General features: G+C 36.3%; 18 protein-coding genes. 17 read left to right on the forward strand and 1 reads right to left on the reverse strand.

Annotated features, from left to right (window positions below; genetic code table 11):
- The first annotated feature begins 45 nt into the window (after positions 1 to 45).
- From UGRO018_RS03260 to UGRO018_RS03335, 16 genes are all read left to right on the forward strand, one after another.
- Complete coding sequence (locus tag UGRO018_RS03260; protein WP_416325020.1) at positions 46 to 1,017, forward strand: P1 family peptidase; 972 nt, start codon at positions 46 to 48, stop codon at positions 1,015 to 1,017.
- Between the two features lie 210 nt (positions 1,018 to 1,227).
- Positions 1,228 to 1,872 carry an ECF transporter S component gene (locus tag UGRO018_RS03265; protein ID WP_416325021.1) on the forward strand — a complete coding sequence of 215 codons (645 nt, stop codon included), beginning with the start codon at positions 1,228 to 1,230 and terminating at the stop codon, positions 1,870 to 1,872.
- A 92-nt stretch (positions 1,873 to 1,964) separates the two neighbouring features.
- Positions 1,965 to 2,522, forward strand: coding sequence for a DUF1836 domain-containing protein (locus UGRO018_RS03270; protein ID WP_416325022.1), 558 nt, complete (start codon positions 1,965 to 1,967; stop codon positions 2,520 to 2,522).
- 46 nt (positions 2,523 to 2,568) lie between these two features.
- A complete protein-coding gene (locus tag UGRO018_RS03275; RefSeq protein ID WP_416325023.1) occupies positions 2,569 to 3,939 on the forward strand; it encodes an MATE family efflux transporter in 1,371 nt (456 codons plus the stop codon).
- Positions 3,940 to 4,021: 82 nt separating this feature from the next.
- Positions 4,022 to 4,798 carry a TMEM164 family acyltransferase gene (locus tag UGRO018_RS03280; RefSeq protein WP_416325024.1) on the forward strand — a complete coding sequence of 259 codons (777 nt, stop codon included), beginning with the start codon at positions 4,022 to 4,024 and terminating at the stop codon, positions 4,796 to 4,798.
- 89 nt (positions 4,799 to 4,887) lie between these two features.
- Positions 4,888 to 5,433, forward strand: a complete 546-nt coding sequence (locus UGRO018_RS03285) for an NADH peroxidase (RefSeq protein ID WP_416325025.1) — start codon at positions 4,888 to 4,890, stop codon at positions 5,431 to 5,433.
- 146 nt (positions 5,434 to 5,579) lie between these two features.
- Positions 5,580 to 8,018 carry a P-loop NTPase family protein gene (locus UGRO018_RS03290; protein WP_416325026.1) on the forward strand — a complete coding sequence of 813 codons (2,439 nt, stop codon included), beginning with the start codon at positions 5,580 to 5,582 and terminating at the stop codon, positions 8,016 to 8,018.
- A 30-nt stretch (positions 8,019 to 8,048) separates the two neighbouring features.
- Positions 8,049 to 9,377, forward strand: a complete 1,329-nt coding sequence (locus UGRO018_RS03295; protein WP_416325027.1) for an RsmF rRNA methyltransferase first C-terminal domain-containing protein — start codon at positions 8,049 to 8,051, stop codon at positions 9,375 to 9,377.
- Positions 9,378 to 9,462: 85 nt separating this feature from the next.
- Positions 9,463 to 11,247 carry an ABC-F family ATP-binding cassette domain-containing protein gene (locus UGRO018_RS03300; protein WP_416325028.1) on the forward strand — a complete coding sequence of 595 codons (1,785 nt, stop codon included), beginning with the start codon at positions 9,463 to 9,465 and terminating at the stop codon, positions 11,245 to 11,247.
- A gap of 111 nt (positions 11,248 to 11,358) precedes the next feature.
- Positions 11,359 to 12,411 carry a dual-specificity RNA methyltransferase RlmN gene (gene rlmN / locus UGRO018_RS03305; RefSeq protein ID WP_416325029.1) on the forward strand — a complete coding sequence of 351 codons (1,053 nt, stop codon included), beginning with the start codon at positions 11,359 to 11,361 and terminating at the stop codon, positions 12,409 to 12,411.
- A 5-nt stretch (positions 12,412 to 12,416) separates the two neighbouring features.
- A complete protein-coding gene (locus tag UGRO018_RS03310) occupies positions 12,417 to 13,157 on the forward strand; it encodes a Stp1/IreP family PP2C-type Ser/Thr phosphatase (RefSeq protein ID WP_416325030.1) in 741 nt (246 codons plus the stop codon).
- Entirely contained in the window at positions 13,154 to 14,863 is a 1,710-nt protein-coding gene (gene pknB / locus UGRO018_RS03315) for a Stk1 family PASTA domain-containing Ser/Thr kinase (protein ID WP_416325031.1), read from the forward strand. The genes UGRO018_RS03310 and pknB overlap by 4 nt, the downstream gene beginning before the upstream one ends.
- Before the next feature lie 3 nt (positions 14,864 to 14,866).
- Positions 14,867 to 15,736 carry a ribosome small subunit-dependent GTPase A gene (gene rsgA / locus UGRO018_RS03320; RefSeq protein WP_416325032.1) on the forward strand — a complete coding sequence of 290 codons (870 nt, stop codon included), beginning with the start codon at positions 14,867 to 14,869 and terminating at the stop codon, positions 15,734 to 15,736.
- 13 nt (positions 15,737 to 15,749) lie between these two features.
- Positions 15,750 to 16,415, forward strand: coding sequence for a ribulose-phosphate 3-epimerase (rpe, locus tag UGRO018_RS03325; protein ID WP_416325033.1), 666 nt, complete (start codon positions 15,750 to 15,752; stop codon positions 16,413 to 16,415).
- A complete protein-coding gene (locus tag UGRO018_RS03330) occupies positions 16,403 to 17,011 on the forward strand; it encodes a thiamine diphosphokinase (protein WP_416325034.1) in 609 nt (202 codons plus the stop codon). Before rpe ends, UGRO018_RS03330 begins: the two co-directional genes overlap by 13 nt.
- A gap of 69 nt (positions 17,012 to 17,080) precedes the next feature.
- Entirely contained in the window at positions 17,081 to 18,703 is a 1,623-nt protein-coding gene (locus tag UGRO018_RS03335; protein WP_416325035.1) for a nucleoside kinase, read from the forward strand.
- 103 nt (positions 18,704 to 18,806) lie between these two features.
- On the opposite strand, the gene rpmB is transcribed toward UGRO018_RS03335, so the two are convergent.
- The gene (gene rpmB, locus UGRO018_RS03340; protein WP_416325036.1) at positions 18,807 to 18,998 is read right to left on the reverse strand and encodes a 50S ribosomal protein L28; all 192 of its coding nucleotides are present in this window, start codon (positions 18,996 to 18,998) and stop codon (positions 18,807 to 18,809) included.
- A 233-nt stretch (positions 18,999 to 19,231) separates the two neighbouring features.
- Between rpmB and UGRO018_RS03345 the strand changes: the two genes are divergently transcribed.
- Entirely contained in the window at positions 19,232 to 21,187 is a 1,956-nt protein-coding gene (locus UGRO018_RS03345; RefSeq protein WP_416325037.1) for a dockerin type I domain-containing protein, read from the forward strand.
- Positions 21,188 to 21,203 lie beyond the last annotated feature (16 nt).

Raw genomic sequence — 21,203 nt, forward strand, 5'->3', positions numbered from 1 at the left:
TTTTTTTCATTTCATTTTACAATAAAGAAAAGGTAGGCGAGCAAAATGAAAGAAATTAAAATGACAGATATCAAAGGTATTCAGGTCGGTCAAGCAGAGAATGTAGAAGCAGGTACAGGATGTACCGTTATCTTATGTAAAGAGGGAGCTACAGCCGGTGTTGATGTGAGAGGTGGAGGTCCGGCCACTAGAGAAACAGATTTATTGAATCCCATCAATATGGTGCAAAAAATTCATGCAGTGATGTTAAGTGGTGGTAGTGCATTTGGTTTAGATGCCGCAAGTGGTGCAATGAAATATTTAGAAGAACATGATTGTGGTTTTGATATGCAAGTAGCACATGTTCCTATTGTTTGTGGAGCTTCTTTATTTGATCTATCACTAGGAAATCCTAAGATTCGTCCTGATAAAGATATGGGATATGAAGCCTGTGTTCATAGTGAAGAAGATAATTTTGAAGAAGGCAATCATGGCGCAGGAACAGGTGCCAGTGTAGGAAAAGTTCTAGGCTTTGAGCATGCGATGAAAAGTGGAATCGGTATGAGTGGTATTGAAATCGGTGGGATACAAGTGTGTGCAGTGGTCGCAGTGAATGCTTGCGGTAATGTGGTAGATTATGAAACCAATGAGCTTTTAGCCGGTATTTATGATGAGAAAACCAATCAGATCATAGATGCAAAGGATGCAGTTATCATGCAAATTGAAAAAATGGCAGCCCTTGCGCAAGGGAATACAACGATCGGATGCATCGTAACCAATGCAAAATTAGATAAGGCACAATGTACCAAAATCGCAGGTATCGCACATAATGGCTATGCCAGAGCAATTCATCCGGTACATACCATGAGTGATGGGGATACCATCTTTGTATTAAGTACCAATGAGGTAGAAGCGATGAGCGATGCCATTGGCATTCTTGCAACAGAGATGATGGCAAAAGCAATCAACAGAGCTGTGAAAAAAGCGAAGGGAGCATATGGATTGAAAGCTTATCAAGATCTAAAAGGATATCAATAATCGATATCTTTTTTTGATAGCGATTACATTGTAAGATTCCCTCATTTTGTATTGTAAAATCTTTCCAATTTCACTATAATAAAACCGTCAGTGATTCATATAGAAGATGTTTGGTGGTGATGCTTGCACATCAATCAAACGGGACAATGAATATGATTGACACCTTTATCAATACGTCGCATCTAAAAAGAGCGACAGTAGGAGGAACTTATGAATACAGAAAAAACAAGACGACTTGCGTTCATGGCAATGTTTTTAGCCATTGAAATCGTATTGGTGTTTACACCATTGGGATTTATCCCGATTCCACCATTGAACCCTACTTTGATGCACATTCCGGTTATCATTGCCGGTATCACGCTTGGTAAAAAAGCAGGTGCACAAATGGGCTTTGTATTTGGTTTATGTAGCTTTTTAAATGCAACCTTTCGCCCAGGTATCACATCCTTTGTGTTTACACCATTCTTCAGTATCGGTGCGGTATCAGGAAATTGGACGAGCTTGATCATTGCATTTATTCCTAGAATCCTTTTAGGATTCTTCTCAGGTTGGTTATTCGAAATATTATCTAAGAAACATGTAAATGAGCATATCAGTGTCATCATAGCGGCATTGGCCGGTGCAATGACCAATACCATTCTGGTCATGGGTGGCATTTATGTATTTTTCGGACAAGCTTATGCCTCAGCATTGGGTATCAGTTACAATGCTTTGATTGGCGCAATCATGACCGTAGTTACGACCAATGGAGCCTTTGAAGCAGCCATCGGTGCTGGGATCTGTGTTGTCGTATGTAAAGCAATTCAGCCTTTTATGAGAACAAAGAACATGCGTTTGAAACAAAAAACGGCATAAATAGATGAGAGAGCGAAACCTTGCAAGCAGTTTTGCTCTTTTCTTTTTTCTTGTTTAACGGTATACTAATAAGGAAGAAAGTAGGGGTATATGTGACAAGACTAAAAGAAGATCTGATCATTTGGAGTGACTCTTTGACAAAGTTTCATTTGCCTAGATGGGAAGAATTACCGAATTTCGATTTATATATGGATCAAGTCATCACTCTGATTGAGGGATATCTCTATATATTATCAGATGGAAAAGAAAACGTATTGACCAGCGCAATGATCAATAATTATGTGAAACTAAAGCTCATTCCAAAGGCAGAAAAAAAGCGATATAATAAGATTCATATGGCATATTTGATTGCAATTACGGTTTTAAAACAAGTATTAACCATTACAAAGGTAAAGGAAGGTATCGAATATCAAGCGGATATCAGTGGACTAAAAGAAGCCTATAACATGTTTTGTGAGGAACTTGAGATCAGTTTAAAAACGGTAGCACATCAATTAAAAAATGGAGAGGGAAATTTTCCCTTAGGGAGCATTGAATTAAGAAATACGGCAATGAAATTAGTTACCATTTCCTTTTCTTCAAAGCTTGTAGCAGAGAAAATGGTACGACTACAGAATTCTTATAAAGAAGAACAAAAAAAGAACATGTAAGCCTGTTATCTTCGGATAAGGGCTTTTTATGATAAAGGAGCATGGTATGAAAAAGCAAATAGATTTATTACAAGGAGCAATCCTTCCTTCGTTAGGCGCATTGGCACTTCCTATTATGGCAACCAGTTTGATACAGATGGCATATAATCTGATCGATATGATTTGGATCGGTGCCTTGGGTAGTAATGCAGTAGCTTCCATAGGTGCTGCCGGAATGTTTATGTGGTTATCCAATGGACTTGCAACGCTTGCGAAAATGGGAGGACAAATCAAAGTTGCCCATGCCTTAGGGGCAGGCGCCAAAAAAGAAGCCGCAGGGTATGCCAAAAGCTCACTTCAAATGGGGATCGTATTTGCCTTAGGTTTTGGGATATTGTCACTTGTATGCGCTGATGAAATGATCGCTTTTTTTCAATTGAATAGCGAACAAGTTATTTTAGATGCAAAATATTATTTGATGATCACTTGCGGTCTTGTGATATTTTCTTTTATCAACCAGATCATGACAGGGATCTTAACAGCAATGGGTAATAGTAAAACCTCTTTTATCGTGACTGCAATTGGATTGGCATTGAATATCATTCTTGATCCTTGGTTTATTTTTGGTTGGGGAGTGGTTCCTTCCATGGGTGTTGCTGGTGCTGCTATGGCGACCATACTCTCACAAGCAATCGTCATGTTATTATTTCTATATGCAATGAAAAAGGATACTGTATTATTTCCAAGGGTACATATATTTCAAAAACCGCAGCGATCATATCTTCTCGCTATCTTTCGCATCGGCTTACCTACGGCTTTACAAAGCATGCTGTTTTCCGGAATATCCATGGTCATTGCACGTTTGATTGCAGGTTGGGGAGATGGTGCTGTTGCGGTACAAAAAGTAGGCTCTCAAATCGAATCTATTTCATGGATGAGTGCAGAGGGTTATGCTGCCGCATTAAATAGCTTTGTTGCGCAAAATTACGGTGCTCAAAATCCAAAACGAGTAAAAAAAGGATATCAAATATCAATGAGAGTGATGCTATTATGGGGTGTTTTTTGTAGTATCGTATTGATACTATGTCCACGCTTCATCTTTCAAATCTTTATTCACGAACAAGAGATCCTTCCTCTCGGTGTTGATTATCTTAGAATCCTTGGAATATCTCAACTCTTTATGTGTATGGAAATCACCACAGCAGGAGCCTTTCAAGGACTGGGTAAGACCCTTCCACCATCTATTGTGGGTATTTCATTGACAGCCGCAAGAATCCCATTGGCAATGCTGTTGAGCAGCATGTGGGGATTGAATGGTATATGGTGGGCCATCACCATCAGTTCCATAGGGAAGGGAACTGTATTGTTTGCATGGTTCCACTTCGATTTAAGAAAACCGGAGTTTTTATGTGCAAAACATCTTCTAGTACAAGAATAAAAGCTAAGGTTTAAGAATTTCTAAGAATATCCCTTGCCACAAATCATAAGATTTATGGTAAACTTTTCTTGGTGATGAGGAAATGAAAGATTTTTTTACTTTTTATAAAGATATTACAACGATGTCTTTGCCATTTGTTGCATTTTCATGGATACATATCGTCTTTTTACTGATATCTATAGGGATCATCTTGTCTTTATATCGTTTGTACAGCAGTTTGTCACAAGCAAAACAACGAAAATTCGAGATCGGTATGGCGATTTATTTTTTAGTGGAAGAAGCGCTTTATACTGCTTGGTTGCTATGGAAATGTCATGATCAGGTATTATTAGAAATCTTACCGTTAGAGTTATGTTCTTTATGTGTATACATGAATGCTTTGAGTGTATTTACAAGAAAGGAAACACTTCGCTTTTTCAGTGCTGTGGTCGGTTTGGTTGCAGGTGGTGTTGCGATGATCTATCCGGCAAATATCAGTGGACTATATCCTGTATTCAGCTATCGTACCATCAATTTTTATATGCTACATGGAGCGTTTTTACTATTCTCTTTTATCCAATTAAAGGAGGAAGCATTGTTGAGCTATCATCATATGAAAAAGAATTTTATGATCTTAGCATGTATGTTTACCATCGCATTTACCGTGAATGTAATGTATCATACACAATATATGTTTGTGGGTATTCCACCAAAGATCACCTTTGTCGCAAGTCTATATCAGATGACAGGTATCGTATTTTTCCTACCTACGGTTTTATTGATCTTATCTATTCTACAGGTAATCGTTGTTTATGGGTTGAAAAAAATGATCACATATACAAAGCATCGTCAACTTTCAAAAATAATTTATGATATTTAAAATTTTACAAATTTTGTAAGCAAAACGTTTTCTTTTTTGTCACATATGCGTTACAATAAATTTGTAAAGTTAAAAGGAGGATTTAAAAAATGGCTAAATTTGTATGTCAGGTATGTGGTTATGTTTATGAAGGAGATGCAGCTCCTGAATTCTGTCCAGTATGTAAAGCTCCTGCAGAAAAATTCACAAAACAGGAAGAAGGAGAAATGAGCTGGGCTGCAGAACATGTTGTAGGTGTGGCAAAAGGTGCTCCTGAAGATATCATCGCCGATTTACGTATGAACTTTGAAGGAGAATGCAGCGAAGTCGGTATGTATTTGGCAATGGCTCGTGTTGCTCATCGTGAAGGTTATCCAGAAGTTGGAATGTATTATGAAAAAGCAGCTTATGAAGAAGCAGAGCATGCGGCAAAATTCGCAGAACTATTAGGTGAAGTGATCAGTGATTCTACAAAGAAAAATTTGGAAATGAGAGTCGATGCCGAAAATGGTGCTACTGCCGGTAAATTCGATTTGGCAAAACGTGCAAAAGCATTGAACCTTGATGCAATTCATGATACTGTTCATGAAATGGCTCGTGATGAAGCTCGTCATGGTAAAGCATTTAAAGGCTTATTAGATCGTTATTTTAAATAAGATGAAATCATATGCCATTGGTATCATTAGATGCTGATGGCTTTTTTTGTGAAATTTGGTATCCTATTAAAATCTTACGATTTTTTCATAAATGTTGACAAAATCATAGGATTGTTATAGCGTTAAAAGGAATAAAGGAGCAATCTATGGTTAAAGTTGAACATCTGAACATCAAACATAACGATCATATCATTTTTGAGGACATTTCCTTTACGTTAGCACAAAATGGATTTGTGTCTTTTTGCGCATCAGATGAAGCAGCTTCTTTGATGGCGAAACTATTAAGTGCTGAGCGTTATCCCATGAATGGTGATATCTGGTTTCAACAGACTCGCTTAAACAAAACCAGTATGATGAGTGGAAAACTTCGTTCAAGTTTTGTACAGGGATTATTTCACGATTTTCAATTGATCTTAAATAAAAGCGTACTTTATAATGTTACTTTAGATTTATCCTATCCTAAGCAAGATGTTGAAAAATTACTGATCGCATGGGGATTGGATCATAAAAAATATGTCGCTGTAGAGGATCTGGAGTTTGAGGACCAAGCGAAAATCGTAATCGTTCGTTGTTTATTGCGAAAATGTCATATGATCGTATTTGATGTATACGATTCTTTGTTTTCACCAAAGGAAAGAGAATGTTTGTATCAGTTATTAAAAAAATGCAGCACCCAGTTGCTTGTCGTTATTTGCGGAGATCAAGAAGCCAACAAATACGCAGACCATATCATTGAATGTGAAGACGGTTATTTGCTTTCAGATAGCCTATGCAAACAAATGCAAGAGCTAAGCGTTCCCCAACGCTGTTTTCATCTGCCCAAAATGAAAAAGAAAGCTGTATGTAAAGATATCAATCAACGTTCCATTTGGAAGTTTCGCATGCTGTTTTTATGTTTGTTGATTAGCGCAATGGCAATTAATATCGTCATGTTCAATTCACAACTTCATCTAGTTGAACTAGAAGAAAGTGTGCTATCAAGCAGAGGGCAAAATGCCATACAGATTGAGAAACAAGCTGTCGGAAATGATGGAAGAGTTTATACGACCAATTATGAAGCATTAAATCAAGAGGATGGAAAAGAGTTAGAAAGTCAACTATCTGCGAATGTCATTTACAGTTATGAAGTAGAAAATGCCAGACAAGAATTGAATCGTATTTATGGATCTCTTTGGGATGATATGGACTTATATTCCTATCAAATCATAGAATTAAACGATCTTCAACAACTGGGACTATCTTCCATCATCGGAAGTTTTCCGAAATCTTATTTTGAAACATGTATTAGCTCCTATACTGCCAGACAATTGATCATCAACGGATACTTTCCGGAATTAAATCCTCAAAGTAGTATCGAGGATGTGATCGGAAAGCGTGTGAAATGGTATAATCGTATACTTAAAATTTCCGGTGTATTACCTGTAGATGAAAATGCGAATTTGAATATTCAGATTCAACAAGTAGATGAAAACGGAAGTAAACAGACTACCATGCTTTATGAAGGAAACTTATTCGTGAAAACAGGATTTATGGAACATCATGATGTTTCCAAACAATTGACCTTTCCTAATGTTATCAAACAAATCAAAGATCCTATCACATCCAATACCGTATACATAGATCAGCTTCAATATATCAATGAAGACGCATTCTCTTATTATGATGGAGAAAACTTCCTCTATGATAGTCATTTAAACAAACAAGAAGTTTACCTTGATTTCTATACCGTATATGAGTTACTATATCAAAATCGTTATCATGATGTCTTGGTCAATGACGATATGACTTATGAGGAAAAATACGCTGATTATTATAACCATGCGGCAACTTTGGTAGGAAAAACGATGCAGATAGAAACTTATCGCATCAGCGGAGCACAATCCAACAGTACGTTGATGAATGCTACCGTAACCATTAAAGGCATCAAAACGGATGCCAATGCCTTACATATTTTTGATGAAGGCTTTGATGCAACGCTTGGAAAAGGTAGTATATACATGAATCGACAAGTCTTAGAACCTTATCTCAAACAGAATTATCAAGTGGATAAGCTACTATATCAAAGCAATGATCGACAACAGTTGATCGATACACTGGATTATTTAAAGGAACATCCGTTCTATTTGGCCTTTGTTTCTAATTCTCGTATGTTTCAGGCATTTGTCGTAGACATCAGCGCATTAAGAAATGTGTTATTGTTTATCGGTACTGGCTTCGGTATTCTCTATCTGATTGGCTTTCTATATCTGATGGATCGTAATCGACGTTCGAATTTAAAAGAAATGACCATTTATTATTTGTTTGGAGAAACAAGATTAAGATTAGAGCACTTATATGTAAAAAATGCCAGTATGAATTTATTACGTTATAGTGTATTTGCCGGACTTGCCAGTCTTAGTATCATTTATGTTTTGATATATTTTATTTATAAGGATTTTATGACCATTGATATTCCGATCGTTTCTTATATTATGATCCCGATCATTTATATGTTGGTTACTTGGCTCTTATATACCATAGTAGTCTATGGCTTTGTAAAGCTTCGAAATATATTGGATATCTCTCATAAAGTGAAAAAGGTATGATATAATCATCGTGTTGAAAGAGGTAAGCTAATGAAGGAACAATTTTTAGAACGAATGAAAGGGTATTTAAAAGAAGAATATGAGGCATATCTGGAAACATTGAAAGAAGATATGTATCGTGGTATTCGTGTGAATCCATGTAAAAGCAGTATAGAAGAAATCAAAGCACTGGCTTTATGTGAGCTAAGGCCTTCTGCGATTTGCTCAGAGTCTTTCTATATCCCATATGATGTAGAGCATCTAGGTCATCATCCAGCACATTTGGCGGGGCTGTTCTATATGCAAGAGCCTAGCGCAAGTAGTGCTGTAGAAGTATTGGATGTCAAACAAGGAGATTGGGTATTGGATTTATGTGCTGCACCCGGGGGAAAAAGTACGCAAATCGCTGCTAAGCTTGCGGATACGGGATTTCTTGTCAGTAATGAAATTGACGCAAAGCGCTCTCTCATTCTAATGTCAAATATGGAAAGAATGGGATTCAGTGAGTGTATGATCACCAACACGCATCCTGATATCCTATGTAAAGAAATGTATGGTTGTTTTGATAAGGTTTTGGTAGATGCTCCTTGTAGTGGCGAGGGGATGTTCAAAAAGCATTCCAGAGCCATGGAAGAGTGGACAGTAGAAAATGTTTGTGCGTGTGCTGCTCGACAAAAATTGATTTTAGATAGTGCCTATGAAGCGTTGAAACAGGATGGTATCATGGTATATTCTACTTGTACTTATGCAATGGAAGAAAATGAACAGGTCATTTACAGCTTTTTGAAAGAGCATCCTGATATGGAATTGGTCGATACATCTGTGAATTTTGGAAGAAGTGGATTTGCCTACGAAGATCTGGCATATGAAAAGCTTAGAAGGATATTGCCAATGGATCAAGGGGAAGGTCATTTTATTGCGAAAATGAAAAAGCATGGAGAACAATCTAAGGCGAAACTAAAAGTTCTGACAAGCGATAAAAAACCACCTTATGTGGAAACGTTGTTAAAGGAACAGTTAACGAAAGTTCCACCATATACTATGCTCTTACAAGATAAGGTATATGTAAAAGCAACACCATTTATAAAACTGAAAAAAACAAGAGTGTTAAGACAAGGCATACTAGCAGGAGAAATGATCAAAAACAGAATGGAGCCACATCAACATCTTTATACGGCACACCTATTACAAGATCAGTATCAAAAGCGTTATGATATGAGTGATGAAGAATGTATTCTTTTTCTACAAGGTAACCCATTGATGGTAGAGGGATATAAAGGATATACTTGTTTGACTTGGCATCATCACCCTATTGGTTTTGGTAAGGGAGATGGCTTAGTGATCAAAAATAAGTATCCAAAAGGTATGAGGATACATTAGAGGAACCAATATTCATGTTCCTTTTTCTTTTGTTGGAAGAGTGTGTAATTCATGTTAAAATAGACGATGGAAAGTGGTGAAGCAAATGTTAATTACTGCAGAACATATCACAAAGCACCAAAATGTGAAGGAAATATTAATGGATGCCAATTTTACAATCGAGGACAAGGATAAGATTGCGTTGATTGGTATCAACGGTACAGGAAAAACCACTCTGTTAAAGATATTGACAGGGGAAGAACAAATCGAATCAGGAACGATTTTGAAAAAGAATGGTTTACGCATATCTTATTTACCACAGGAGCCGGTGTTTGATGAAGAAGAAACCATCCTTCATCAGATTCTTTCAATGGATAAAGATATTCAGGAATTTGAAGCGAAAAGCATTTTAGGTAAGCTAGGTATTCAAGATGTGAATCAAAAAGTGAATGTCTTAAGTGGTGGACAAAGAAAACGTGTTGCTTTGGCAAAAGCTTTGTTGAAGCCATGTGATTTATTGCTTTTGGATGAACCCACCAATCATTTGGATAATACGATGATCGAATGGTTGGAAAACTATTTAAAGAAATTTTCGAAAGCAATTTTTATGGTAACGCATGATCGTTATTTTTTAGAGCGTGTTTGTACGAAAATGATAGAAATCGATCGAGGTGTACTTTATAGCTATGACGCTAATTATTCTTCTTATTTAGAGATGAAAGAAGAACGAATGAGAATAGCGCAGGCGCAAGAGAAAAAACGTAAAAGTATTTTAAAGAAAGAATTGGAATGGGTACGTGCAGGAGTACAAGCACGTGGTACCAAAAGTAAAGAGCGATTGGATCGCTTTTATCAAATGAGTGCAATTGAAGATGTGAAAGCAGATGGTAATGTTACCTTGGATACGCTAACTTCCAGACTAGGTAAAAAAACGATTGAAATCCATGAGATTTCTAAAGCTTTTGATGGAAAAGCGTTGTTTCATGATTTTTCTTATCAGATGAAACGAAATGATCGTATCGGTATCATAGGACCAAACGGTTGTGGAAAAAGCACATTGCTACATATTTTAGCAAAAGAGCTTACACCTGATCATGGGGAAGTCATTCATGGTGAAACGGTAAAAATTGCTTATTTTAAACAAGGACATGAGGATATGGATCCAAGTATGAGAGTATTGGATTATATCAAGGAAACAAGCAATGCGATTGAAACAGCTGAAGGAACCTATAGTGCCTCTCAGATGCTGGAACGATTTTTATTTGATTCTAAGCAACAATATGCAAATATCGGGCGGTTATCAGGAGGAGAAAAGCGTCGTTTATATTTATTAAAGGTATTGATGGGAGCACCTAATATTTTGTTTTTAGATGAACCGACCAATGATCTAGATATCGCAACGTTACAAATATTAGAAGATTATCTTGATGCATTCAACGGTGCCTTGATCGTTGTCAGTCATGATCGTTATTTCTTAGATCGTATTTGTGACGCTTTGTTTATTTTTCAAGCAGATGGCGAAATCAAATCCTTTATCGGTGGTTATAGCGCTTATATGGAGCTATCTGTGATCAATCAAATCAAAGATAATGGAAAAATAAGCGAAACAAAACAAGAAAATAAAACCATGCAAACCTTACGTATGTCCAGCAAAGAGAAAAAAGAGTTGGAACATATGGATGAAGAAATGGATAAGGTACAACATTCTATTGACGATATTGATCAAGAGATGGAAAAGTATGCTATGGATTTTGTGAAGTTAAATAGCTTAAGTGAACAGCGAAGCTCATTAGAATCTAAACTAGAAGAATTGATGGAGCGTTGGGAGTATTTGAGTGAGAAACAAAATCAAATCGAGGAAATGAAGAAGGGAAGAAACGAAATACGGTAACTACACCGATTCGTTTCTTTTTTCTTTTTGAAATTATAAAAGTTTCCTTAAAAAAGTTATTTGATGGTGTTTCCTCATTGGTTTCATGGTAAAATAGTAAACGGTGATAAAATGAAAAGTTTATATGATTTTAATTATGATGAAATGGCAGAAATGGCATTGGAACATGGATGGAAAAAGTTTCGTGGACACCAGATTTTTCAATGGCTATATCGTAAAAGAGTAACTTCTATTGATGAAATGAGTGATCTTTCTAAGGAAACAAGAGAAATTCTGAATGAAAATTATCAGTTGAAGCCTCTTGAGTTAAGAGATAAACAGGTTTCTAGTGATGGAACTTGTAAATATTTATTTGCATTAGAAGATGGCTCTTTGATTGAGAGCGTTCTAATGCAATTTGATTATGGAAAAAGTATTTGTGTAACAAGCCAAGTTGGATGTAATATGGCTTGTGCCTTTTGTGCAAGTGGACTGACAAAGAAAAAACGTAATTTGACCAGTGGCGAAATGGTGGCGCAGGTCTTATATGTACAACAAGATTTAGACAAACAAGAGGAACGTCTAAGTCATATCGTTGTTATGGGAACCGGAGAGCCTTTTGATAATTATGAGAATGTCATGAATTTTCTTTCAACGGTCAATCATGATCGAGGTCTTGGAATTGGAGCACGTCATATTACGATTTCTACCTGTGGAGTCGTACCGAAAATTTATGAATTTGCGAAAGAACATACACAATATAATTTAGCGATATCGCTTCATGCTCCTAATAATGAATTACGTAATGAGCTAATGCCTGTCAATCGTGCATATCCATTAGAAGAATTAATGAAAGCCATTCACTATTATGCAAATGAAAACAATCGTCGCTTGACTTTTGAATATATCCTATTAAAAGGAGTCAATGATTCTATGCAACATGTTTCTCAATTAGCTAAGCTTATGAAGGGGTTAAATGCTTATATCAATTTGATTCCTTATAATGCGGTAGATGAGAATGGATTTCAAGGTGTTAGATATGAAGAAGCTATGGTATTTTATGACGCATTGATGAAAAAAGGTGTTCGTTGTACGATCAGAAAAGAACATGGTGCAGATATCGATGCGGCATGTGGGCAACTACGTGTGAAACATCTAAAAAAAGAAAAAGAAGAAATGAGGTGAATCGAATGAAATATTATGGTGCTACCCATCAAGGACTCAGAAGAAAAAATAATCAGGATAGTTTCTGTATCATGGAAAATAGTCATCATGCCTTACTTGCTGTTGTATGTGATGGTATAGGTGGTGGTAATGCAGGGGATATCGCCAGTAAAATGACAGTAGATCATATCAAAGAAAGTTTTCTTCGTTGTGGAACCTTTGAAAATGATCAAGAGGTAAAGAAATGGCTTAGTACAGTGATTCAAGAAGCCAATGATCAAGTGTTTACACAATCTACCAGAAATGAATCAATGAAAGGAATGGGAACCACCGTGGTAGGGGTTTTGATTCAATCAGATCAAACCTATAGTTTCAATGCGGGAGATTCCAGAACTTATGGGTTATATGAGGATGATTTCTTGTGTTTAACAGAGGATCATTCTTATATTGCGGATTTATTAAAGCGTGGAGAAGTGACACAAGAACAGGCTGCTACGCATCCTAATCGTAATATGTTGACCAATGCACTTGGTATTTGGAATAGCATGCGTATCGATATCAATAAGATCAAAAATGATTATCATGCGTTATTGATTTGTAGCGATGGGTTACATGGCTATGTAGCGGAAGCGGATATTCAATATGTACTTAAGGCGCATCATAGTGTCAAAGATAAAGTAGATGCTTTGATTCAAATGTCTTTGGATGCTGGTGGCTATGATAATGTCAGTGTCATCATCATTGAGAAGGAGGACAATGATGCATGAATAAGATGATAGGAGAACGTTACATGTTGGTTACCTCACTTGGTGAGGGTGGAATGGCGGATGTTTATTTGGCAGTGGATACCATTTTAAATCGAGAGGTTGCCATTAAAGTCTTACGTGGGGAATTAGGAAAAGATCCTGTCGCATTGCTACGTTTTCAGCGAGAAGCAAATGCTGTTAGTAAGTTAAACCATCCTAATGTTGTAGATGTGTATGATGTTGGAGAATGCGAAGGAAGACACTATATCGTTATGGAATATGTAAGGGGAAGAACTTTAAAACAATTGATATCTCAACGTGGAGCACTTAATTGTGATGAAGCTGTCAATATCATGATGCAATTAACCAGTGCAGTACAACATGCACATGAAAATCATATCATTCATCGTGATATCAAACCACAGAATGTATTGGTGAAAGATGATGGTACCGTTAAGATTACAGACTTTGGCATAGCACTTGCTCATGATGCTGTTCAGCTTACACAAAGCAATGCGGTGTTAGGAAGTGCACATTATTTAGCACCTGAAACAACACGAGGAGAAACACCAACCAATCAAGTAGATATCTATGCATTGGGAATCGTTTTTTACGAATTATTGACAGGAAGTGTACCATTTAATGGAGATAATCCAGTACAGATTGCGATGAAGCATTTACGAGAAGAAGTTCCGAGTGTCAAAGAATTTAATCCGACGATTCCGCAATCCGTAGAAAATATCATCATCAAAGCGACGGTAAAAAATCGCTCTTTGCGTTATCAAAGCGCCAATGATATGTTGATCGATCTAGATGATTGCTTGTTACCGGAAAAAAGAAACGTAGCTAAATTAGTATTTCAAGAAGAAAGTCAGCCAACCTTGGTGATGGATGCTAAGAAATCATCTCCAACAAAAAAGCAAAACAAAGCGAAATCGAAAGTCATTCCTATCGAAGATGAGGAAGAAGATCGTCCGGAAAAAAGTCATACTAAGCTCATCATCGTCATCTTACTTGGTATCATTTGTGTTGCCGCAACCATTGCGATCTTATTCTTTTCCGGTATGCTTACAAGTGAAAAAACGATTGTGGTACCGGATGTGCAAGGTGTAAATCAGCGAGATGCCCAACAGACCTTAAAACTTTCCGGATTTGATGCCAGCAATATAAAGATAAAGGAAGCATTAAGTGATGATGTGGAAAAAGGTAAGGTAATTTCTATCAGTCCTGAAATCGGAAGTGATGCCAAGAAAGGTACCAGCTTTACCTTAACGATCAGTAAAGGAATCTATTTTGTTGTGGATGACTATACCAATCAATTATATGAGGATGTCAAGGCACAATTAGAAAAGGAAAACGCCAATTTGGAAGTAAAGGTAGAATACTCTTATGCTGTTGATAAAAAAGCAGGATACATCATTGAACAAAAAGGACATGTGAAAGGGGATAAATTAGACCCTGACGAAAAAGAAAGCATTACCTTTGTCGTAACCGCAAAACCAACGAAAGTTTTGGAAAATATGATCGGGAGAAATGTGGAAGAAGTACAAGATGAGCTTCAAAAAGAAGGCTTTGTCGTTGTGACGTCCACACTTTCTACAAGTGAGCTCAGTGAAGAGGAATTGGCAGAAATCAAACATAATGTCGTAATTCAAACCGATCCCAAAGAAGGAACGAAATATACACAGGAAGGAGAAGAATACATCATGCTGTATTACTATGAATAGCCTATGAAGGAACAAGGAAGAATCATAAAAATTGTTTCCAATCAGTATGAGGTACTAGATGCTTCTAACCATCGTAACTTGTGTGTCGCAATGGGAAAGTTAAGAAAACATCAATCTCCTGTAGTTGGTGATCTGGTTAGTTTTGAACGTTTTTCCGATCAGATTGGAATACAAAAAATTGAAAAGCGAAAGAACGAATTGATACGTCCGGCAATCGCAAATGTAGATCAAGCCATCATTGTGATGTCTTGTAAAGATCCGGATTTCTCTACGACATTGATCGATCGTTTGATTTTTCAAATAGCTTATGCGAATATAACACCTATCCTTTGTATTACCAAGCTTGATTTGATAGAGAAAGATGATCCTATCCATAACGAAATCAAAGATTACAGAAAAAGCGGATATCAAGTATTTGAAAGTGGAAAGGGATATGCTACAGAGGATCTTTGTGAAGCTTTGAAGGGAAAAATCAGTGTGTTAACTGGACAAAGCGGTGCTGGAAAAAGCTCTTTGTTGAATCGTATTGAACCTGCCTTTCAGCTTCAAACACAGGAAATCAGTAAGGCATTAGGAAGAGGAAAGCATACGACACGCCATTGTGAGTTACATGAAGTCGCAGGTGGTTGGGTAGCGGATACACCAGGGTTTTCTTCCATGGATTTTTCTCATATGGAAATTTCATTGCTTCAAGAACGTATCCCTGATTTTAAACCTTATATCTTTAATTGTAAGTTTAATGATTGCATTCATATGAATGAACCAGGATGTCGCATTCAAGAGGCTGTAGCACAAGGGGACATCAGTCCTATTCGTTATGAACATTACAAAGAGGTCGTATCTATGATTCGTTCCTATAAACCAAAATATTAAGGAGGATATCAATATGAAAGAATTAGTAATTGCACCGTCTATATTATCACTTGATTATGCACGAACAAGTGAACAATTGAAGGAATTAAATGAAAGCAATGCAAAATGGATGCATTTTGATGTTATGGATGGTCATTTTGTGCCTAATTTAACGTTTGGACCGGATATTTTAAAGGGCTTTAAGGCATGTACCGATATGTTTATGGATGTTCATATCATGGTAGATCAACCGGATATGATGGCAGATATTTTTGCGAAAGCAGGAGCCGATATGATTACCTTTCATTTAGAAGCAGTTAAGGACATGGATGCTTGTATTGCATTGTGTAAGAAAATCAGAAAAGCAGGTGTGATGGTAGGGGTATCTGTCAAACCTAACACAGCTGTAGAACCATTGTTGCCTTATTTATCAGAAATGGATCTGGTATTGATCATGAGCGTAGAGCCGGGCTTTGGTGGACAGTCCTTTATGGAAGATACCTTAGATAAAGTTCGAATCCTTCGTAAAGAAATAGAAACAAGAGGATTAGATACAAGAATTGAAATCGATGGTGGTATCAATGAAGAAACCGCAACTTTGGCAGTGGAAGCGGGCTGTGATACTTTGGTAGCAGGTAGCTATGTATTCAAACAAGATATCAAAGAAGCTGTGAACCGCTTGTTATCATGTCAAAAGTAGTACTTGTCGCAGGAATGAGTCAAACCATTCCGATATTAGAAGGATATGATTATATCGGAATCGATCATGGCGCAGTGAGCTGTCTCAAACAAGGAATTTCAATGGTATGTGCTGTTGGCGATTTTGATAGCGTCAATGAAGAAGAAAAAGCATGGATCAAGGAAACAACAAAGGTATTGCCTCTACCTGCTCATAAAAATGAAACTGATACCGAAGTGGCAGTTCACTATGCTTTAGAACAAGCCTATCAAGAAATCATATTGTATGGGGGCTTAGGTGGAAGAATTGACCATGAATTAGCGAACTTATATTTGTTGATGAATCGAGAATTACCATTGATCCTAATGAATGAACAAAATCGCATTCGTTTGTTAAAAGAAGGGAATTATGAAATTCCCCAAAGTGAATATACATATTTAAGCTTTCTTGCTTTGATTCCATCCTGCATCAGTGAAACCGGTGTAGCATACCCACTTGATCATTGTGAGATCACCAATCAAGATATCTTTACCGTATCAAATGAAATCATAGAAGATGTTGCACAAGTAAGCATTCATTATGGAAAAGTATTGATGATTGAAACCAGAGATTCATGATTTCTGGTTTTTTTCATTGTTGGTAGCATAAAATAAGGTATAATAAAAGAAAAGAAAGAAGATGATAATATGATCGATCTCATCATTGATCATCAAACGGTAACGGTAGAAAAAGGAGTAAATGGATTACAACTATTGAGAAAACGAGAGGATTTTGCTCATATCTATGCAATTATGTTAAATGGAAAATTACATGATCTATCCTATCCGATTCAAGAATCCGGAGAGCTCTTATTGATATATGATACCAGTGATACAGGAAAAATGATTTATGAGCGTACCCTTCATTTTGCATTTATTGCCGCAGTAAAATTACTTTATCCGGAAGCTAAGGTGTTTTTAGAACACGCTTTAAGTGACGGTGTGTATTGTCGGGTGGATAAAAAAGTATTTTTAGGTCCTCAAGATGTGAAGTGTATTGAACAAAAAATGAAGGAGCTGATCGAAGAAAAAGCCTCTATAGAACGATTGGTGGTTCCTACCAAAGAAGCAGTTGCTTTTTTTGATGGGATAGGAATGCATGATAAAGCTAGTTTATTAAATTGTAGAAAGAGTAAGCAAAGTAGTATTTATACACTATGTGGTATTCATGATTATTTCTATGGAATCATGCTTCCGCATACAGGCTATTTGACTCATTTTGCTGTAAAATATTATGCTCCTGGTATATGGTTATCCGGGTCTAAGGAGTTAAAGGATCAACAAAAGCTATTTCAAGTTTTTCAAGAATTCGAACGATGGGGCGAAATGATCCATGTTAGTAATATCGCAGAATTGAATCAAAACATTCTGGCCAATCGTATGGATGAGCTTGTATTAATGAGTGAAACGATGGTGGAAAAGAAACTGGGGATGGTCGCAGATGATATCGTAAATCATCATCCTCAAACAAAATTTATTCTGATTGCTGGACCAAGCAGTGCCGGAAAAACGACTTTCTCAAAACGTTTATCTATTCATTTAAAGATATTAGGAAAGAAACCATTGGCAATCTCTATGGATGATTATTATAAAAATCGAGAAGACTGTCCGAAACTTCCTGATGGTAATTATGATTTTGATAGTTTAGATGCATTGGATTTGAATTTGTTTAATGAAACCATGCTGAAGCTGATGCATAAAGAGCCGGTAAAGCTTCCTTACTTTAATTTCAAAACAGGATTACGTGAATGGAAAAACGCAGAAACTATATTAGAAGACGATCAGATTTTGATCATAGAAGGAATTCATGGCTTGAATCCTGCAACCAGTGCTTATATTCCACAAGAGGCCAAATACAAAATTTATATCAATGCATTGACCCATATGAATTTAGATGCTCATAATCGTATTCCAACAAGTGATTATCGTCTCATACGAAGGCTAGCTAGAGATCATCAAACTAGAGGCTGGAATGCCAGAGAAACAATATCTTTTTGGAAAAATGTTAGAGATAATGAAGACAAGTATATTTATCCATTCCAAGAAGAAACTAACATGATATTCAACACCAGTATGGTCTATGAATTGAGTATATTGAAAAAAATCGTCATTCCATTATTGGAAGAAGTACCGATAGAAGATAAAACCTATTTGGAAGCAAATCGTTTAAAGAAACTATTAGAATATTTTATGGATGGTGATGAAAAAGCAATTCCAAACAGTTCGATCCTTGCGGAATTTTTAGGAATCAGTATCTTTGATGTCGCTTAGAATCAGTATCTTTGATGTCGCTTAAACAAAAAAGCTCACTCATGTGAGCTTTTTATAATATTAGAGTAGAAAAAAAACAGGTCACCCTGTTCATTTATCACTCTTAGATAGCGTTTTTGTTTTTTAATGTTTTTAATGCACGAGCACTAATACGGATCGTTTGAGGTTTTCCATCAACAACGACTTTAACTTTCTGTAAATTTACATTCCAGTTACGACGAGTAGCACGCATAGAGTGAGAGCGTTTATTACCTGATAAAGGTCCTTTACCTGTAATTGCACAAACTTTTGACATACCGTTTCCTCCTTCCGTACAATACTAAACATAATTTGCTTAGATATCATACCATTTACGTTATGAAAATGCAAGACGTAATTTATTTTTTTATCAACAAATATAGAATAATTTACAGATTAGATGGATTGTAAGTGATTTCACATTATTTGTTAATTGCATTTTGTATTTATATCGTTTAAAATTAAAGTGAGACAATTTTGTGATTTAATAAAAACAAGGAAAGTGATGATATGAAAAGAAGAAGCAAAGCATTGTTTGGGGTATCTTTTGCAGGAATTCTTGCTTGTTCTGTACTAACGCCAGCTCATGGCTTATTCGCAGAAGAGGGGGATAATGATACGAAATTAGAGGGCTTGTCTTATGCAGATCAGACAGGGTTGTTTTTGAGCATGGATGAGGACGGAAACGTATCTTATGTGGAACCTGAAATTAACGATATGCAAAAGGAACTGGAGTTACCGGAAGAAACATCAAAGGATACGACTTTTGAATTGAAATTAAATTTTGGTGATGAAAGTGAAACCATAGGAGAATATGATACATTTGAAGAAGCGAATGCAGCAATGACTAGACGTTCTTTATTTAGAAGCATTGGTGATTTAGAGGTTTATTCCGATAATCAATTACGAGCATCTTCCTCTTATAGTGTAGTGAATTTCAATACCAAAGATGATACGACCAGTTATACTGAGGTAAATACCGGAACTTCTGGTTATACCTATGGTGGGTATGCAGCCGATGCTGCTTATATCGGAACCAATAGCAGTGGTACGAAAGTAAAATTTAAAATGGCGGGAGTTACCGGTTGGGTCGATAAAAAAGATGTATCGATCGTACCTTATAGTAGTTCCTTAACATTGAGCTATTATGCTGTTTCAAATGGTTATTTATATCACTATATCAGTACCAATCTAAATAAAGGTAGTACATCTTCAACACAGGTTGTAGGGAAAGCACCTTCTTATTTGAAAAGTGGAACTAAATATTACAGTTATGATGGTCATTATTTCTACACAAGCTATGCAAATATGATTGAAGATTATAAGGTTGATCAGTATCAACGTTCTGTAAATAAAGACAATCCATTTTATAACTATTATCAATTTTTATCCCATCGTACAAAAACGACATTTACTGCTGATGATTTCAACAAAAGGGTAAATGCAATCTTAGATGGTGGTACTTCTAAAATGTCAAATACAGGAGCTTATTTTATTCAAAATCAAGATGATTATGCTTCCAATGCTTCTTTGATGTTTGGTGTTGCGGCAAATGAAAGTGCATGGGGACAAAGTTCTATCGCAAAAAATAAAAATAATCTATTTGGGCATGGTGCAGTTGATAGTAACCCTTATTATGGTGCGACTGGTTATGAAAGTGTATCTGATAGTATTAAATATCACGCAGAATTTTACATAGACAAAGGATACACTGATCCAGCAGATTGGCGTTATTTTGGAGCTCATTTAGGTGATAAATCTAGTGGGATGAATGTAAAATATGCTTCTGATCCATATTGGGGAGAGAAAGCAGCAGCACAAAGTTATTATTTAGAAATGCAATCAGGGAAACAAGATTCCAGTAAGTATAGCACAGGTGTTTATACGGGTGATGATGCGATAAATATCAGAAAGGAACCCAACACCTCTTCCACAATCTTATACAATACAGGAAATGGAAATGGATCTTCAGCACGTGTAGATAACTATCCGTTTGTGATATTGGGCGAAGTGCAAGGAACCAGTGTGAATGGAAACTCAACTTGGTATAAGGTTCAATTAGATACAGGACTTGTAAATGATCGTAGCTCTATGTATGCACATGATGAAAAAAAGGGTGTTTTTATTGAAGGTTATGCATATAATTTCAGTCGTTCTTATGGTTATGTGAATGCTTCTTTAATTACGGTTTTAACAAAAGGCACTAACAGTAATACATCAGATGGAAGTAGTAGTGGAGGTTCCACAGGTGGAAATACAAACACAGACTACAAAAAAGGTGATGTTAATGGAGATGGTAAGATAAGCTCTATGGATTATGTTTTAGTGAAAAATCATATCTTAAACATAAAAAAGTTAAGTGGGAATGCTGCAAAAGCAGCTGATGTTAATGGAGATGGAAAAATCTCATCTATGGATTATGTTTTAATTAAAAATCATATATTAGGTATTTCCCAAATCAAATGAAATGAAGGAGCAAATT

The sequence above is a fragment of the Hoskinsella mucinilytica genome (assembly GCF_045223415.1).
GTDB lineage: Bacteria > Bacillota_I > Bacilli_A > Erysipelotrichales > Erysipelotrichaceae > Hoskinsella > Hoskinsella mucinilytica.

What these genes read in the sequence shown, in the direction of transcription:
- UGRO018_RS03265 (WP_416325021.1), top strand. Translation starts at nt 1,228, where the DNA reads ATGAATACAGAAAAAACAAGACGACTTGCGTTCATGGCAATGTTTTTA.
- UGRO018_RS03260 (WP_416325020.1), top strand. Translation starts at nt 46, where the DNA reads ATGAAAGAAATTAAAATGACAGATATCAAAGGTATTCAGGTCGGTCAA.
- UGRO018_RS03280 (WP_416325024.1), top strand. Translation starts at nt 4,022, where the DNA reads ATGAAAGATTTTTTTACTTTTTATAAAGATATTACAACGATGTCTTTG.
- UGRO018_RS03300 (WP_416325028.1), top strand. Translation starts at nt 9,463, where the DNA reads ATGTTAATTACTGCAGAACATATCACAAAGCACCAAAATGTGAAGGAA.
- UGRO018_RS03295 (WP_416325027.1), top strand. Translation starts at nt 8,049, where the DNA reads ATGAAGGAACAATTTTTAGAACGAATGAAAGGGTATTTAAAAGAAGAA.
- rlmN (WP_416325029.1), top strand. Translation starts at nt 11,359, where the DNA reads ATGAAAAGTTTATATGATTTTAATTATGATGAAATGGCAGAAATGGCA.
- rsgA (WP_416325032.1), top strand. Translation starts at nt 14,867, where the DNA reads ATGAAGGAACAAGGAAGAATCATAAAAATTGTTTCCAATCAGTATGAG.
- UGRO018_RS03310 (WP_416325030.1), top strand. Translation starts at nt 12,417, where the DNA reads ATGAAATATTATGGTGCTACCCATCAAGGACTCAGAAGAAAAAATAAT.
- UGRO018_RS03345 (WP_416325037.1), top strand. Translation starts at nt 19,232, where the DNA reads ATGAAAAGAAGAAGCAAAGCATTGTTTGGGGTATCTTTTGCAGGAATT.
- rpe (WP_416325033.1), top strand. Translation starts at nt 15,750, where the DNA reads ATGAAAGAATTAGTAATTGCACCGTCTATATTATCACTTGATTATGCA.
- UGRO018_RS03285 (WP_416325025.1), top strand. Translation starts at nt 4,888, where the DNA reads ATGGCTAAATTTGTATGTCAGGTATGTGGTTATGTTTATGAAGGAGAT.
- UGRO018_RS03330 (WP_416325034.1), top strand. Translation starts at nt 16,403, where the DNA reads ATGTCAAAAGTAGTACTTGTCGCAGGAATGAGTCAAACCATTCCGATA.
- rpmB (WP_416325036.1), bottom strand. Translation starts at nt 18,998, where the DNA reads ATGTCAAAAGTTTGTGCAATTACAGGTAAAGGACCTTTATCAGGTAAT.
- pknB (WP_416325031.1), top strand. Translation starts at nt 13,154, where the DNA reads ATGAATAAGATGATAGGAGAACGTTACATGTTGGTTACCTCACTTGGT.
- UGRO018_RS03275 (WP_416325023.1), top strand. Translation starts at nt 2,569, where the DNA reads ATGAAAAAGCAAATAGATTTATTACAAGGAGCAATCCTTCCTTCGTTA.
- UGRO018_RS03335 (WP_416325035.1), top strand. Translation starts at nt 17,081, where the DNA reads ATGATCGATCTCATCATTGATCATCAAACGGTAACGGTAGAAAAAGGA.
- UGRO018_RS03290 (WP_416325026.1), top strand. Translation starts at nt 5,580, where the DNA reads ATGGTTAAAGTTGAACATCTGAACATCAAACATAACGATCATATCATT.